14 protein-coding genes are annotated in these 14543 nt (G+C 72.8%); 8 read left to right on the plus strand and 6 right to left on the minus strand.

The features are described from left to right. Positions 1-3 precede the first annotated feature (3 nt). The gene (gene mtrA, locus J4709_RS04105; RefSeq protein ID WP_151538627.1) at positions 4-681 is read right to left on the minus strand and encodes an MtrAB system response regulator MtrA; all 678 of its coding nucleotides are present in this window, start codon (positions 679-681) and stop codon (positions 4-6) included. Positions 682-1117: 436 nt separating this feature from the next. Between mtrA and J4709_RS04110 the strand changes: the two genes are divergently transcribed. The 5 genes from J4709_RS04110 to J4709_RS04130 are packed head-to-tail and all read left to right on the plus strand — an operon-like array spanning position 1118 to position 6444. Beyond that, entirely contained in the window at positions 1118-2236 is a 1119-nt protein-coding gene (locus J4709_RS04110) for a hypothetical protein (protein WP_208237010.1), read from the plus strand. Then, positions 2236-2919 carry a DUF4129 domain-containing protein gene (locus J4709_RS04115; protein ID WP_232382904.1) on the plus strand — a complete coding sequence of 228 codons (684 nt, stop codon included), beginning with the start codon at positions 2236-2238 and terminating at the stop codon, positions 2917-2919. Before J4709_RS04110 ends, J4709_RS04115 begins: the two co-directional genes overlap by 1 nt. Further along, positions 2913-4109 carry a DUF4350 domain-containing protein gene (locus tag J4709_RS04120; RefSeq protein ID WP_208237014.1) on the plus strand — a complete coding sequence of 399 codons (1197 nt, stop codon included), beginning with the start codon at positions 2913-2915 and terminating at the stop codon, positions 4107-4109. Before J4709_RS04115 ends, J4709_RS04120 begins: the two co-directional genes overlap by 7 nt. Before the next feature lie 56 nt (positions 4110-4165). Continuing rightward, a complete protein-coding gene (locus J4709_RS04125) occupies positions 4166-5152 on the plus strand; it encodes an AAA family ATPase (protein ID WP_307800948.1) in 987 nt (328 codons plus the stop codon). Further along, positions 5152-6444: a DUF58 domain-containing protein gene (locus tag J4709_RS04130; protein WP_208237019.1), complete on the plus strand. Its 1293-nt coding sequence runs from the start codon at positions 5152-5154 to the stop codon at positions 6442-6444. Before J4709_RS04125 ends, J4709_RS04130 begins: the two co-directional genes overlap by 1 nt. Before the next feature lie 56 nt (positions 6445-6500). Here the strand turns inward: J4709_RS04130 and J4709_RS04135 are convergent, their stop codons facing one another. Then, the gene (locus tag J4709_RS04135; RefSeq protein WP_208237021.1) at positions 6501-7496 is read right to left on the minus strand and encodes a stage II sporulation protein M; all 996 of its coding nucleotides are present in this window, start codon (positions 7494-7496) and stop codon (positions 6501-6503) included. Between the two features lie 70 nt (positions 7497-7566). On the opposite strand from J4709_RS04135, the gene J4709_RS04140 reads away from it, so the two are divergent. Next, positions 7567-8667 (plus strand): RDD family protein, encoded by a 1101-nt coding sequence (locus J4709_RS04140; protein WP_208237023.1) that lies wholly within the window; start codon positions 7567-7569, stop codon positions 8665-8667. 155 nt (positions 8668-8822) lie between these two features. Next, entirely contained in the window at positions 8823-10244 is a 1422-nt protein-coding gene (locus J4709_RS04145) for a cellulase family glycosylhydrolase (RefSeq protein ID WP_208237025.1), read from the plus strand. 38 nt (positions 10245-10282) lie between these two features. On the opposite strand, the gene J4709_RS04150 is transcribed toward J4709_RS04145, so the two are convergent. The 3 genes from J4709_RS04150 to J4709_RS04160 form a co-directional block, all read right to left on the minus strand. Next, a complete protein-coding gene (locus J4709_RS04150) occupies positions 10283-11164 on the minus strand; it encodes an MBL fold metallo-hydrolase (RefSeq protein ID WP_208237027.1) in 882 nt (293 codons plus the stop codon). A gap of 64 nt (positions 11165-11228) precedes the next feature. After that, positions 11229-11690 (minus strand): winged helix-turn-helix transcriptional regulator, encoded by a 462-nt coding sequence (locus J4709_RS04155; RefSeq protein WP_208237029.1) that lies wholly within the window; start codon positions 11688-11690, stop codon positions 11229-11231. A 31-nt stretch (positions 11691-11721) separates the two neighbouring features. Beyond that, positions 11722-12990, minus strand: coding sequence for an MFS transporter (locus J4709_RS04160; RefSeq protein ID WP_208237031.1), 1269 nt, complete (start codon positions 12988-12990; stop codon positions 11722-11724). A gap of 102 nt (positions 12991-13092) precedes the next feature. Between J4709_RS04160 and J4709_RS04165 the strand changes: the two genes are divergently transcribed. Further along, on the plus strand, positions 13093-13968 hold the full coding sequence (locus J4709_RS04165; RefSeq protein WP_208237032.1) for a LysR family transcriptional regulator: 876 nt from the start codon (positions 13093-13095) through the stop codon (positions 13966-13968). On the opposite strand, the gene J4709_RS04170 is transcribed toward J4709_RS04165, so the two are convergent. Further along, positions 13965-14543, minus strand: coding sequence for a hypothetical protein (locus J4709_RS04170; RefSeq protein ID WP_208237034.1), 579 nt, complete (start codon positions 14541-14543; stop codon positions 13965-13967). The genes J4709_RS04165 and J4709_RS04170 overlap by 4 nt on opposite strands.

Here is a 14543-nt window from a genome sequence, read left to right on the forward strand (position 1 = left end):
TGTTCAGGCCGGCCCGGCCTTGTAGCCGACACCGCGCACGGTGACGACGATCTCGGGCCGCTCCGGGTCCTTCTCGATCTTGGCGCGGAGCCGCTGGACGTGGACGTTCACCAGGCGGGTGTCGGCGGCGTGCCGGTACCCCCAGACCTGCTCCAGCAGGACCTCGCGGGTGAACACCTGGCGGGGCTTGCGGGCCAGGGCCACGAGCAGGTCGAACTCCAGCGGGGTCAGCGGGATGTGCCGGTCGGCGCGTTTCACCGAGTGCCCGGCCACGTCGATGGTGATGTCGCCGATCTGCAGGGTCTCGGGGGCGGGCTCGTCGGTGCGGCGCAGGCGCGCGCGCACACGGGCGACCAGCTCCTTGGGCTTGAACGGCTTGACGATGTAGTCGTCGGCGCCCGATTCGAGGCCGAGGACCACATCGACGGTGTCGCTCTTGGCCGTCAGCATGACGATCGGCACGCCGGACTCGGCGCGGATCTGCCGGCAGACGTCGATACCGTCGGCGCCCGGCAGCATCAGGTCCAGCAGCACCAGGTCGGGCCGGGTCTCCCGGAACGCCTCGAGCGCCTTGTCGCCGTCGTGCACGAACGACGGCTCGAAGCCCTCGCCCCTCAGCACGATGCCGAGCATCTCGGCGAGCGCGAGGTCGTCGTCGACGACCAGTACACGTCCTCTCATGGCCCTCATCGTCACAAAGTCGGGGTTCGGTGGAGTGGGGTGAGATGCTCCGGCCCCACCTCGCCAGGGAGAGATATGCCTTGGCGTGCAAGGTTACCTGCGTTTGCCTCGTACATGACTCCTCCAGGCGTCCGGTGACCGCCCCCTTGACGCATGCCGGGGGACGGCATGGCAGGAGGCCCGCCTTATGCGCGCCTTATGCGACACCCCGTACAAGGGCGGGATTGTAAACGGGACTCCCGAAACCCATGCCAGGTTGTCCGAGATCGGAAGCTTTCGTCCACGCGCCTGCCCGTCAGGGCACAGATCGTCATCGACCGGGCCGGTGTCGGCATATGCGGCGGCTCGCCCGTGACAGGATGACCTGACCGGCGGCCGCGGTCACCATGGGCCGGCCCGCCGGGACACCCCCCGCCGAAGACCGCAGGGAGCCGACATGCCGGGACCGGACGGCTGGGACGACGACGCGGACACCGCCGTCCCGTTCCGCCCCATGTCCATCTCGGAGATGCTGGACGGCTCCATAGCCGGGATACGCCGGCGCCCACGCACGGCCCTGGGGATCGCCCTGGCGTTCAGCACGGTCATCCAGGTGGCGAGTTCCGTCGCGGCGTACTTCTTCATCGGCAACGAGGCGCGCAACGAGGTCACGCCCGGGCTGCTCATACGGTCGTTCGGCGCGCAGGTGACGCTGGCGGTCATGGGGCTGGTCCTGTCGGCGTACGGGATCCTGGTGCTGTCCGGGCTGCTGGCGCCGATCCTCGGCCGGGAACTGGTGGGCATGCCGGTGGCGCCCCGCCAGGCGTGGCGCGACGCCCGTCCCCGCCTGGGCCGGCTCGCCGCCACCGCGGCACTGGTGCTGCTGGTGCCGCTCGCCGCGATGACCGCGCCGATCATCCCGTTCATCCTCCTGGTGGCCTCGAACGCGCATCCGGCGCTGGGCGCGCTGGCGGCGATCGTCGGCTTCCCCATCGGCATAGGGCTGATGGTGTGGTCGTACATCCTGCTCGTGCAGGCCGTTCCGGCCGTGGTGCTGGAACGCACGACCGTCGGCGGCGCGCTTAAACGGGCCCGTGTCCTGTCCAAGGGACGGTGGTTCCGCACGTGCGGGACGCTGCTGCTGGCGATCCTCATCACGGTGTTCATGGGGTTCTTCGCCTTGCGGATCCCCTTCCTGGTCATCCAGCTCATCCTCTTCGGGACCGGCTCGGACGGCGGCTCGACGGTGGGCGCGCTCGCGGTCGACACGGCGGGGCGCATCATCAGCTGGGCGGTGGTCCTGCCGTTCGACGCCGGCGTCATCGCACTGCTCTACATGGACCGCCGTATGCGCCGCGAGGGTCTGGACTTGGACCTGCGCACGCGGGGACGGTCCGCGGCCGCGGTGGCGGCCGGTTCCGGCCGTGACGCTAGTGGCCCTAGTAGCGAAAGCGATCCGAGTGACGGAAACGGCCGAGCGGACGAGGGCGACGAGGAGGGTTTCATCGACCTATGGCGGCCCCGCCCTGTAGGCGCCTGGCACGGAACCGGACCTGAAGCGGGGGCGCGCGGGTGATGCTCGATCCGATCGGCCGCGACGAGGCCCGCGATATGGCGCGCCGCGAGCTGGACAAGCAGATCTACCAGCGGGACAAGCCGTCCTGGCTGGAGCGGGTGTGGGACCGCTTCTCCGACTGGCTCCAGAGCCTGTTCAGCCACGCCTCCCATCCGAAGGCGCACGGCAACGGCGGCGGATGGGTCTCCATCGTCGTCATCGTGGTGATCGCACTGGTCGCGGTGGCCCTGGTCGTGTGGCTCATGTGGGATCGCCGGAACCCGCGCTCCAGGAAGGACCCCCTCCTGGAGGACAAGCCCTCCAGGGCTCTCGACCACCGGGACGCCGCGGAACGGCTCGCCGCGCAGGGGCAGTGGGCCGAGGCCATCCGGGAGAGGCTCCGCGCCATCGCCCGCGACCTGGAGGAGCGCGCCGTGCTCGCGCCGCGTCCCGGGCGCACGGCCGACGAGCTGGCGGCGGAGGCGGGCGAGGCGGTGCCCGAGCTGGCGGACGCGCTGCGCACCGGCGTGCGGATCTTCGATGACGTCTGGTACGGCGACCGGCCCGGCACGGCCGAGCGGTACGCGCAGGTCAAGGAGCTGGACGAGCGGCTGCGCGCGGCCCGCCCGAAGCCGCTGGAGCCCGACGGCCCCACGCCGGCGGGCGTCGGTGCGGACGACGCGGACGGGGGCCAGCGATGGTGATCCAGTCGCCTGCGCGCGCGCAGGAGGCGGGCGGCGAGCCGTCCGCCCGGCAGGTCGCCGGGCGCCGCTGGCGGTCGGCGCGCGGCGTGGTGGCGGCGCTGCTCGCCATGGCCGTCATCGCGGTGATCCTGGCCGCGCTGCGCCCATCCGGCTCACCCGAACGGCTCGATCCGACGTCGCCGAAGAAGGACGGCTCGCGCGCGCTCGCGGAGATCCTCAAGCAGCACGGGACGCCCGTGACGGTGGCCAGGCACGCCGCCCAGGCCGTCGACCAGTCCGGCTCTGGCACGGTCATGGTGGTGACGCGCAGCGAGCGGCTCACCCAGGACGACATCGACCGGTTGCGGGGCGTGCAAGGAGGGCTGCTCCTCGTCGAGCCCACGACGCCGGTGCTGGAGGCTCTCGCGCCCGGTGTGCGAACGGGAAACATCAGCTTCGCCAATACGGCCGATCCCCAGTGCTCGCTGCAAGCCGCCACGCTGGCGGGCACGGTGACGCTCGGCGAATCGCAGACCTACGAAACATCCGGCAACGCCGTCAGCTGCTACCAGGTGGACCGAGAGGCACGCCTCGTCCAGGTACAGGACGGCCCCAGAACCGTAACGGTGCTGGGCTCCAGTACGCCGCTCACCAACCAGCATCTCGCTGAAGAGGGCAACGCGGCGCTGCTGATGAACCTCGCGGGGGCGCGCGGGTCCGTGGTGTGGCTCGCCCCGGACGTCCCCGCCAAAGGCGCCGGCGCGGGGCAGGAGTCGCTGACCGACCTGCTTCCCTTCGGCGTCAAGCTGTTCTTCCTGGAGCTGGTCATCGCGGTCATCCTGGTGGCGCTGTGGCGTGGGCGTCGCCTCGGCCCGGTGGTGGCGGAGGCGCTACCCGTGGCCGTCCGCTCCGCAGAGACGGTCGAGGGGCGCGCGCGCCTGTACCGGGCGAGCCGCGCCCGGGACCGCGCCGCTGACGCGCTGCGCTCCGGCGCGCGCGAACGCATCGTCCCCCTCCTCGGCCTGCCGCGCACCAGCGCGCAGGACCCCGCGGCCGCGCGGGAGATCGTCGCGGCCGTGGCCCGCCGGACCGCCCAGGACGAGGCGTACGTCGGCGCGGCCCTGTACGGTCCCGAACCCGTGGACGACGCCGGGCTGATCGCCCTCACCTCCGTCCTCGACGACCTGGAAAGGCAGGTACGCCAGTCGTGAACCACCCTGTTGACCTCGGAAAGGACGAGGCCCCCGGGCCGGCGCCGGGAGACGCCGTGCCGGGCGCCGGGGGCGTGTCCGAGGAGACCCGGCGGCAGTCCGAGACCGCCCGCGCGGCGCTCGCGGCGCTGCGCGGCGAGGTGGCCAAGACGGTCGTCGGCCAGGACTCGGTGGTGACGGGGCTCGTCATCGCGCTGCTGTGCCGCGGCCACGTGCTGCTGGAGGGCGTCCCCGGCACGGCCAAGACACTGCTCATCAAGACGCTGTCGCGGGCCCTCGACCTCGACTTCAAGCGCGTCCAGTTCACCCCCGACCTGATGCCGGGCGATGTGACCGGGTCCCTGGTGTACGACAACCGGACCGCGGAGTTCGAGTTCCGCGAGGGCCCGGTCTTCACCAACCTGCTGCTCGCCGACGAGATCAACCGGACCCCGCCGAAGACGCAGGCGTCGCTGCTGGAGGCCATGGAGGAGCGGCAGGTCTCGGTGGAGGGCACGGCCCGCCCCCTGCCCGACCCGTTCGTGGTGTGCGCGACGCAGAACCCGATCGAGTACGAGGGCACCTACCCGCTGCCGGAGGCGCAGCTCGACCGGTTCCTGGTGAAGCTCACCGTCCCCGTGCCCACGCGGGACGAGGAGATCAGGATGCTGCAGCGGCACGCCGCGGGGTTCGACCCCCGCGACCTGTCGGAGGTCAAGCCCGTCGCGGGCGCGGCGGAACTGGCGGCCGGACGCGCCGCCGTACGGGCCGTGCACCTGGACCCGAAGGTCGCCGCATACGTCGTGGACCTATGCCGGGCCACCCGCCAGTCGCCGTCGCTCCAGCTGGGCGTGTCCCCGCGCGGCGCCACGGCACTGCTGGCCACCTCGCGCGCGTGGGCGTGGCTGTCCGGCCGCGACTACGTGACGCCGGACGACGTGAAGGCGCTGGCCCGGCCGACGCTCCGGCACCGCGTGCAGCTGCGCCCCGAGGCCGAGCTCGAGGGCGCGACGGCCGACGGGGTGCTGGAGGGCATCCTCGCCCACGTCCCCGCGCCGCGCTGATGGCGCTCACCGGACGCCTGGGGCTGCTGGCGCTGCTCGGCGCGCTAGTGCCGATCCTGGTGCCGAGATGGTGGGCGCTGCTCGCGGTGTGGGGCGTCCTCCTGCTCGGCGTGCTGGTGGACCTCGCCCTGGCCGGGAACGTGCGGGCGCTGCGGTTCCACCGGTCGGGCGACACCAACGTCCGGCTCGGTGAGACGGCCCAGGTGGCGCTCATCGTGGAGAACCTCGGCAGGCGGCGGCTCAAGGCGCGGCTGAGGGACGTGTGGCCGCCCAGCGCCGCCGCCGCGCCCCGCACCGTGCAGGTGGACGTCCCCGCGGGGGAACGCCGCCGCGTCGACATGGCGCTGACGCCGACGAGGCGCGGCGACCGGCGCGCCGTCACCGTCGTGGTCCGCTCTGTGGGGCCGCTGGGACTGGCCGCCCGGCAGCTGTCACGGTCCGCGCCCTGGACGGTGCGGGCGCTCCCCGCGTTCCCGTCGCGGCGCCACCTGCCCGCGAAGCTGGCGCGCCTGCGGGAGCTGACCGGCGCGCACATCGCGCTCATCCGCGGCCAGGGGACCGAGTTCGACTCGCTGCGCGAGTACGTCGACGGCGACGACGTCCGCTCGATCGACTGGCGCGCCACCGCGCGCCGCGCGGACGTGGTGGTCCGGACATGGCGTCCCGAACGCGACCGCCGGATCTACATGGTGCTGGACACGGGCCGCACGTCCGCGGGCCGGGTCGGGGACATCCCGCGCCTGGACTGCTCCATGGACGCGGCGCTCCTGCTGGGCGCGCTCGCGTCCCGGGCCGGTGACCGCGTGGACCTCCTCGCCTACGACCGGCGCGTCCGTACGCGCGTCGAGGGCGCCTCACGCACCGACCTGCTGCCGGCGATGGTGCACGCGATGGCCCCGCTGGAGCCGGAGCTGCTGGAGTTCGACGCGGCGGGGATGGTGTCGACGCTGATGGCGCGCGTCCGGCAGCGGTGCCTCGTCGTGCTGCTGACGGAGCTGAACACCGCGGCGATCGAGGAGGGGCTGCTGCCGCTGCTCCCGCTGCTGACGGCCCGCCACCTCGTCATGATCGCCGCCGTGACCGACCCGCGGATCGGCGAGATGGCCGACGGGCGGGGCGATCTCGCGGCGGTGTACGACGCGGCCGCCGCGGAGCGGGCGCGGGCCGAGCGGCGCCGGCTCACCGCCGAGCTCCGCAAGCACGGCGTCGAGGTCGTGGACGCACCGCCTCAGGAGATCGCTCCGGCCCTCGCGGACGCCTACCTCGCCCTCAAGGCGGCCGGGCGGCTCTGAACGGCTCAGCGATCCTCTCAGCGGCGCCTGGACGGCGGCGGGCGGCCGAACCTCGGTCAGCCGGCGACCGGGACGAGGTCGGGACGCAGTTCGGCGTCGCCGGTCTCCCCCTGCCGGGTGGCGCGGCGGCCCAGCACGATCACGTAGGTGAGGAACGCCGCCTCGGCGACCACGCCGATCGCGATGCGCAGCCACGTGACGTGCACCCAGCCGGTGACGAAGCCCTCGATCATCCCGGACACGAGCAGCACGCCGACCAGGCCGATCGCGATGCTGATCGCGGCGCGCCCCTCCTCGGCGAGCGCCTGGCCGCGGCGCCGGCGGCCCGGGTCGACGACCGTCCAGCCGAGCTTCAGCCCGCCCGCGCACGCGAGGTAGACCGCGGTCAGCTCCAGCAGGCCGTGCGGCAGGATCAGGCCGAAGAACACGTCGCCCTTGCCGTAGGCGAACATCAGCCCGCCCGTGACGCCGAGGTTGATCTGGTTCATCAGCAGCACGTAGACGGTCGGGATGCCCAGCAGGATCCCGAAGATGAGCGCGATCGCCGACACCCACGCGTTGTTCGTCCACACCTGGAACGCGAACGACGCCGCCGAATGCTCGGTGTAGTAGTTCGCGAAGTCGTGCTCGACCAGGTCCCGGATCTCGCTCGGCGTGCCGATGCTCGACTGCACGTGCGGGCTGTGCACGACCCAGATCGCCAGGGCGAGGGCCAGCAGGTTGCCGAGCACCGCGTTCCCGAGCCACCACCATCGCATCCTGTAGGCGGCGGCGGGGAACGACACCGTCGCGAACCGCGTGACGTCGCGCCACATCGGCGCCTGGGCGCCCGCCACGGCGGCCCGGCCGCGGGCCACGAGCGACGAGAGCCGGCCCACGAGGTCCGGATCGGGCGAGCTCGACCGGACGACGGACAGGTGCGTCGCCGTCCGCTGATACAACTCGACCAGTTCGTCGGCCTCGGCGCCGGTCAGCCTGCGGCCGCGGTTGATGAGCTGCTCGAGGCGCAGCCAGTCGGCGTTGTGCGCGGCCACATAGGCGTCGACGTCCACCCGGGGAGACTAACGCCTCGGGCGGCGAAGGCGGCAAGATGGACCGGCCCCGGCATTGGAGGATCAGGACATGGCCGAACTCGTCACCGGCGAGGCAGTCGCGCTCGACATCCGGGTCGCGCGGCTGGCCAGCCGGGGCTGTGCCCTGCTGCTGGACCTGCTGTTCCAGCTCATCCTGCTGAACATCGCCATCTACGTGACGGGCCTGACGGCCCTGGTGGCGGACGAGGCATGGACCATAGGGCTGTCCCTGGTCGCCGTCGTCGCCGTGGTGGTCGGCTACCCGTGCGCGTTCGAGACGCTGTCGCGGGGGCGGACCCTGGGCAAGATGGCGCTCGGGATCCGGGTCGTGGCCGACGACGGAGGACCGGTCAGGTTCCGGCAGGCCCTCGTGCGCGCGCTCGCCGCCTTCATCGAGTTCTGGACGCTCTACGGCGCGCCGGCCCTGATCACCTCGTTCTGCAACCGGCGCGGGAAGCGCCTCGGCGACCTGTTCGCCGGGACGATCGTCATCCAGGAGCGGACCCCGGCGTCGGGCCGCCTCGGCCCCGTCGCGGTCATGCCGCCGCAGCTCGCCTGGTGGGCGCGGTCGCTGGAGCTCTCCATGCTCTCGGACGAGCTGGCCATGACGGCCCGCCAGTACCTGTCGCGGTTCTGGGAGCTGCTGCCGGAGGTACGGGACTCCCTGGGGCAGCGCATAGCGGCGCAGGTCGTCGCCGTGGTCAGCCCTCCGCCGCCTCCAGGCGTCCGACCGGAGATCCTGCTGTCGGCCGTCCTCGCCGAGCGGCGGCACCGCGAGGAATGGCGGCTGGCCCAGCGGCGCGCACGACGGTTGCGCCGCAACGGGCAGACCGGCTGGACGCAGGCGCCCGCTCCTGCCGCCGCGCCTGCGCCCGTCCCCGCGATGGCCATGGCCGGTACAGGCCAGGCTCCCCCGCCCGGGTGGCAGGGCCCTCCGCCCGGATGGCAGGGGCCTCCCGCAGGCCCGCCGGCGCAGCCCGGCCCGTACCCGACCGGCCATTACCCGACCGGTCCCCACGCGACGGGCTCGTACCCGGCCGGTGGTCACCCGACGGGGCCGTATGCAGGGGCCCAGCCGGCCCCCTATCCGGGCCAGGGCATGCCGCCCGGCCCGTATCCCAACGGCGGCGCACAGCCGCCGCGCCGGTAGCGAACCTGCGCGGCGCAGGCGGCGCCGACCAGCGGCGGAAGCGCCGCGTTGTCAGCTGACGCCGTAAGCCGGCGCTGTTGTTGTGGACTTCTACGACTTCCCCAAGAACCCCACGCCTCCTAATATCCGAACAAATTTCACGTTCAGGAGGCGGGATGCGCGTCCGCAGTGCCCTCGGCCGGATCACCCTGACCACCGCGCTGGCCCTCGCCGGAAGCGCGGGGACCGGAGCGGCCGGCGCCCCCGCGCACGCGGACGCCGCGCCGCCGCCCACCATCACCGACGACCAGGGCCGGACGCTGATCCTGCACGGCCTCAACACCTCGGGCAGCGCCAAAGGCGACAACGGGCTGCCGTGGATCGACAGGAACGACGTCGTCCGCGAGGCCCGCGAGCTGGGCACCAACTCCGTCCGGTACCTGATCCTGTGGCGGAACATCGAACCGAAGCCGGGCCAGTACGACGACGCCTACCTCGACGAGGTCGCCAAGCGGGTGGCCTGGTACCGCGAACAGGGGATGCACGTCATCCTGGACATGCACCAGGACATCTACGGCCCTGACGCGTGCAAGGGCGCCGGGGACGGCGCCCCGGCCTGGGCCACGATCACCGACGGGCTCCCCTGCACGCCGCAGGACCCCTGGGTGCTCACCTACCTCCAGCCCGCCATCCTGCGCGCGTACGACAACTTCTGGAACAACACCGGGAAGCACCCGGAGCTGATGCAGCGGTACGCGGCCATGTGGCAGCACGTGGCGAAGCGCTTCGCCAAGGACCCCGCCGTGCTCGGCTACGACCTCATGAACGAGCCGTTCGGCGGGACCAGGCAGTTCGGCTTCTTCGAAGGCCCCATCCTGACCCCCTTCTACCAGCGCGTCGTGGACGCCATCCGGAAGGTCGACCGGGACAACTGGGTGTTCGTGGAGCCCGAGGCCCTGGGCTCCAACGAGGGCGCCGAATCGTCCATCGCCCCGGTGAAGGACCCGCGCCCGGGTACGCCGCACATCGTGCTGGCACCGCACTTCTACCCGGGCGGGGTGGACCTCGGCGGCGCCTACAGCGGCGCCACGAAACTCCTCATCCAGGCGCAGTTCGCGCTGTGGAAGCGCAACATGCCCGCTGCGGCGCGCCGCTTGAACGCCCCGATGTGGCTCGGGGAGGTCGGCGGCATGGGCCAGGACGCCCCCGGTGCGGCGGACTTCACCGGCGACTGGCTCTCCATGGCCGACGACCTGGGCATGGGCTGGTCCTACTGGTCCAACGACCCCGGCTCGGTGGGCGTGACCGACGGCAAGGGGAATCCGACGCTCTTCGCCAAGCTTCTGGCCCGCCCTTATGCCAGGGCCATAGCCGGCACCCCGGTCAAGATGTCGTACTCCTCGAAGACGCTGACGGTCTCCTGGCGCAACAAGGCCGGTGTGTCCGGCCCCACGGAGATCTGGTTCCCGTCCACGCCGAAGGTCGCCTCGTCCGACCCGGCCGGGAAGTGGCGGATGTCCTGGGACGCGAGCCGCCACGTCCTGTCCGTCTGGGCCGATCCCCGCACGGCCGCGCACACCGTCACCGTCACGCCATAGTCAGCCCTATGCGGAGCGGCTCTCTATGCGGCTGCTCTCTATGCGGCACTGCTCCAGGCCCGGCGCGCCACAGGAGGCAGGACACGACCGAAGACGTGACCCGCGAAGTGGCCGCCGGCCAGCAGCGTGCGCTCGTCCTCCAGTTCGGCCAGCAGCGACTCCCGGGTGGCGGCGGCTTCCGCCGGGGCGTCGTCGAACAGGAAGCCCCAGCCGCTCTCGGCGACCTGGACCTGGCAGTGCATCACGTCGCCCAGGATGATCAGGCGCCGGTCGTCGCCCGGGCCGGTGACGACGAGGCTCTGGTGCCCGGGAGTGTGACCGGGAGTGGCGCGGACGCGGACGCCGGGCGCGATGTCCTCTCCGTCCTCGACGAACTCGATACGTCCCGCCAGGGGCCCCTGCACGGCGGCCGGGTCCGGGCCGATGGTCTCCGCCGTCCCCTTCCAGTGCCTCCACTCGGCCTCGGCGACGAGGTGGCGCGCGTTGGCGAACGTCAGGCCGCCGGGCGTGCTCCCGGCGGGCAGTGCGGGCCCGGGCGCCAGATCACTGGTCCAGCCCACGTGGTCGTGGTGCAGATGTGTGTAGACGACCGTGTCGACGTCGTCCGGGGTGAGTCCTTCCGCGGCGAGACTGCGCAACAACCCCCCGCCCTTGAACGACGCCAGGCCGGGGACGTCGAAGTCCACCTCGCCCAAGCCGAGGTCCACCAGGACGACGCGGTCGTCCGCGCGCACGAGGAAGGAGCCGATGCTGATGGGGAGCCGCCCGTCGGCGTCCAGGAACTCGCTGTGCGTCGCCCAGCCGGTCGGGTCGCTCGCGGGGAACACCGCCGTGGGGACGACCCTGGCGTGCCCGTCGGGCAGGAAGGTGACACTGGTGCGGCCTAGGCGGACCTGGGCGCGGGAAGCCGGTAGAACCATGACGATCCTTTCGTGGGGGCGGCCCCGTACGGGCCGCTGTCACCCACTATTGGAGAGTCACTAACTATTGGGAAGTACGCACTTGCAAGTGCGTGGCGGCCGAGTCGAACTCCAGGCGGGCCCGCTCCACCTCGTTGATGTGCCGCTCCGCCCAGTCCCGGACGGCGGCCAGCGGTTCCTCGAGCGTCCGGCCGAGGTCCGTCAGCCGGTACTCGACCTTGGGCGGCACCGTCGGATGGACGCGCCGGGCCACCAGGCCGTCGCGCTCCATGCTGCGGAGCGTCTGGGTGAGCATCTTGTCGCTGATGCCGCCGACCTCCGCGCGCAGCTCGGAGAAGCGCAGCGTCCCGCCGGACAGGGCACCGACGATCAGCGCCGTCCATTTGTCGGCGATCCGGTCCAGCGCGGCCCGGGACGGGCACGGCGCGCTGTACACGTCGGCGGGCCGCCCGTCCGGCAGCCAGGCGAGGGGCGAGCGGCCCGGTGTGCCCGGACGCGGTCTGCGGGTGCGCGACGGTCTCGGCATGCCGCAACACTAACCATCGGAGAGCGAGCCGTCAGCGGCCTGCGTGGTGCGATGCGGGGCTCCGGGCGGGCTCCCCGCCGTCCGAGGCCGCGGGACGGCGTTCGAGCCGGAGGAGGGCCGCCAGGGCAGCCAGGGCGAGCACTGCGACGGCCGCGGTGAACGCGACGGCCGCACCGCGCAGCCCGAACGCCTGCGCCGCGACCCCGACGAGGATCACCGGCAGGGAGATCCCGGCGTAGGCGGTGAGGAAGAAGCTCGACACCGTCTGCGCGCGCTGGGCGGCCGGGGTACCCGCGGTCACGGCGGCCAGTCCGGCGCGGAAGCCGAGGCTCTGGCCCAGTCCCACCACGACCGTTCCGGTGACGAGCAGAGGGAGCGACTCGGCCAGCAGTGCACCGGCTATGGCGGCGAGGCCGGCGACGAGCACCGCGCACCCCGCCGGTAGTGCGATCCTCTCCGGCACCTTGGCGAAGAGCACCTGTCCCACCGTGGAGGCGCCGAACATGGCGAACACGACGATCCCCGCCAGGGCCCGGTCCGGGTGGTGCAGCACGTTGACGAGGATCCCCGGCACCACGGCGGTGACGAGGCCGAAGACCGCGAACGCGGAGAACGCGGCGATGGCCGCGGGGACGAACACCGGTCGCACCTCCGCCGGCACTGCGGGACGCTGCGCGCGCGGCCACATCATCCGGCGGTCTTGCACCGTCTCGGGCGCCGCTAGGACGGCCACTAGCGCGAATGCCAGGAGCACGAAGTCCACGACGAAGGGCAGTGCCAGTGGATGCGGCGCGTACTCGGCGAGGAGACCGGCGAGCAGCGGCCCGCTGCCCAGCCCGAACATGTTGACCGCCGCAGCGAGCAGGGCCGCCGCGCCGCGGCGTTCCGGACGGACGAGCTCGACCAGCGTGACGGTCCCGGTCGCGGTGACGACCCCCGCCGACAGGCCCGACAGGACCCGCGCCGCCAGCAGGACGGGAACGTTCCCCGCCACCAGGTACACGACCGCGGCGACCATCGACACCGCGACCCCCGCGAGCATCACCCGGCGCCGGCCGAGCGCGTCCGAGGACCGCCCGAACAGCAGCGCGAAGATCACACCGGCCGCGTAGACGGCGAAGACGACGGTCGTGACCAGGCTTCCGAAGCCGAGATGCCGCTGGTAGAGGGGATAGAGCGGCGTCGCGAGGGTCGTGCCGAGCATGACCGCCCAGAACGCGTACGCCATCAGCGCCGGGCCTGCCGCCCGCCGCAGCCCCTGTCCCTGCCCCTGCTCCGAGCCCTGCCCCCGAATCCCCATCAATCCTCCCCTTCCACCCGGAACACCCTTCCCAGGTTGGCGGAGACGACCACCATCAGTCCAACGCATGATTCCGATACCGGCGATCGGTAGAGTCGATCCATGGAGCTGCGCCAGCTCGAGCACTTCGTCGCCGTCGCCGAGGAGCTGCACTTCACCCGTGCCGCCGCGCGCGTCCATGTCGTCCAGTCCAGCCTGTCCAGCTCTATCGGCGCCCTAGAACGCGAACTAGGCGCGCGCCTGTTCACCCGTACCAACCGCCGTGTCGAGCTGACCGAGGCGGGCCGCGCACTCCTGCCTTCCGCACGGGGCGCACTGGCCGCCGCCGAGAGCGGCCGCGACGCCGTCGCCGGGGTGCGCGGGCTGCTGCGCGGCCGCCTCACCATCGGCGCGATCCAGACCCTCGGGGTGCTCGACCTGCCCGCGCTGCTCGCCCGCTACCGGCGCCGCCACCCCGGCGTCGTGCTGCGGCTGCGGCACGCGGGCGCCGCCGCGCTCGCCCGGGAGACCGCGGCCGGCACGCTCGACATCGCGTTCGTCGACCGGGCCAGCGGCGAGCCCCGGCTCGCCGAGCACCCGCTCGGCGGCGACCGGCTCGTCCTCGCCGTCCCCCGCGCGGACCCCCTGGCCGCCCGCAGCGTGATCCGCCTCGCCGACCCCGCGCTCGCCGGCCGCGACTTCGTCGAGTACCGCGCCGACTCCGCGCTGCGCGCCCAGATCGACGCCGCCTGCACCGCAGCCGGGCTGGACCGCCGCATCGCCGCGGAAGTCGACACCATCCAGTACCTGGTGGAGCTCGTCGGCCACGGGCTGGGCGTGGCGCTGCTGCCGCCCCAGGCCCTCCGCAACGCCGCGGACCGCGTCGCCGCCGTCCCGACCAACCCGCCGCTCGACCGCACCCTGGTCGCGGTCACCCCCGCCGGCCGTCCGCCGGCACCGGCGGTGGAGGCACTGCTGGCACTCCTCCAGGACGCCTAGGAGAGCGGGTTGGGCGGAGACTCCAGGTCCGTGAGTTCCACGCCCGGGGCGGCCAGGGCGACGTCACCGGCCAGGTACAGGGTCTCGATCTCGCCCGTGGCCAGGTCGGTGATCTCGTACTCCGAAACGGTCAGGGGCTCGGTCTCTGTTTCATGAACCGATGTTCCCGCCCGGCGCCAGCGACACAGCGTGGTCAGTGCCGACAGCGAGGTTCCGCTCAGCCGGACGAGAGGCACATCGGCCTGCGCGTTCTCGTCCGGCCCGAGCGAGCGCGCCACGGCGACCAGGAACCCCGGCGAATCGGAGACGAACCCGGCGGCGCGCGCGCTGTGCTCGGTGCCCGTCTCCCCCGCCGCGCGCACCCAAGCCAGTTCGGGTCCGGTCACGCCGCCGCGCAGCCACCATTCCGGCGTGACGAGCTCGACGCGGATCTGCCGCCAGCGCGCGTCCACGACGAGGTCCAGGCGGACGCCGTCGTCCCGCCGGGACGTGTAGCGCCAGCCGCCCGGCCCCGGGGCGCACTGGAAGCGCTCCTCGATCCCCCCGTCGAGATGCAGGTACGTCCCGGACGGCAC

It is taken from the genome of Actinomadura violacea, from assembly GCF_017573465.1.
GTDB classification, from domain to species: domain Bacteria; phylum Actinomycetota; class Actinomycetes; order Streptosporangiales; family Streptosporangiaceae; genus Spirillospora; species Spirillospora violacea.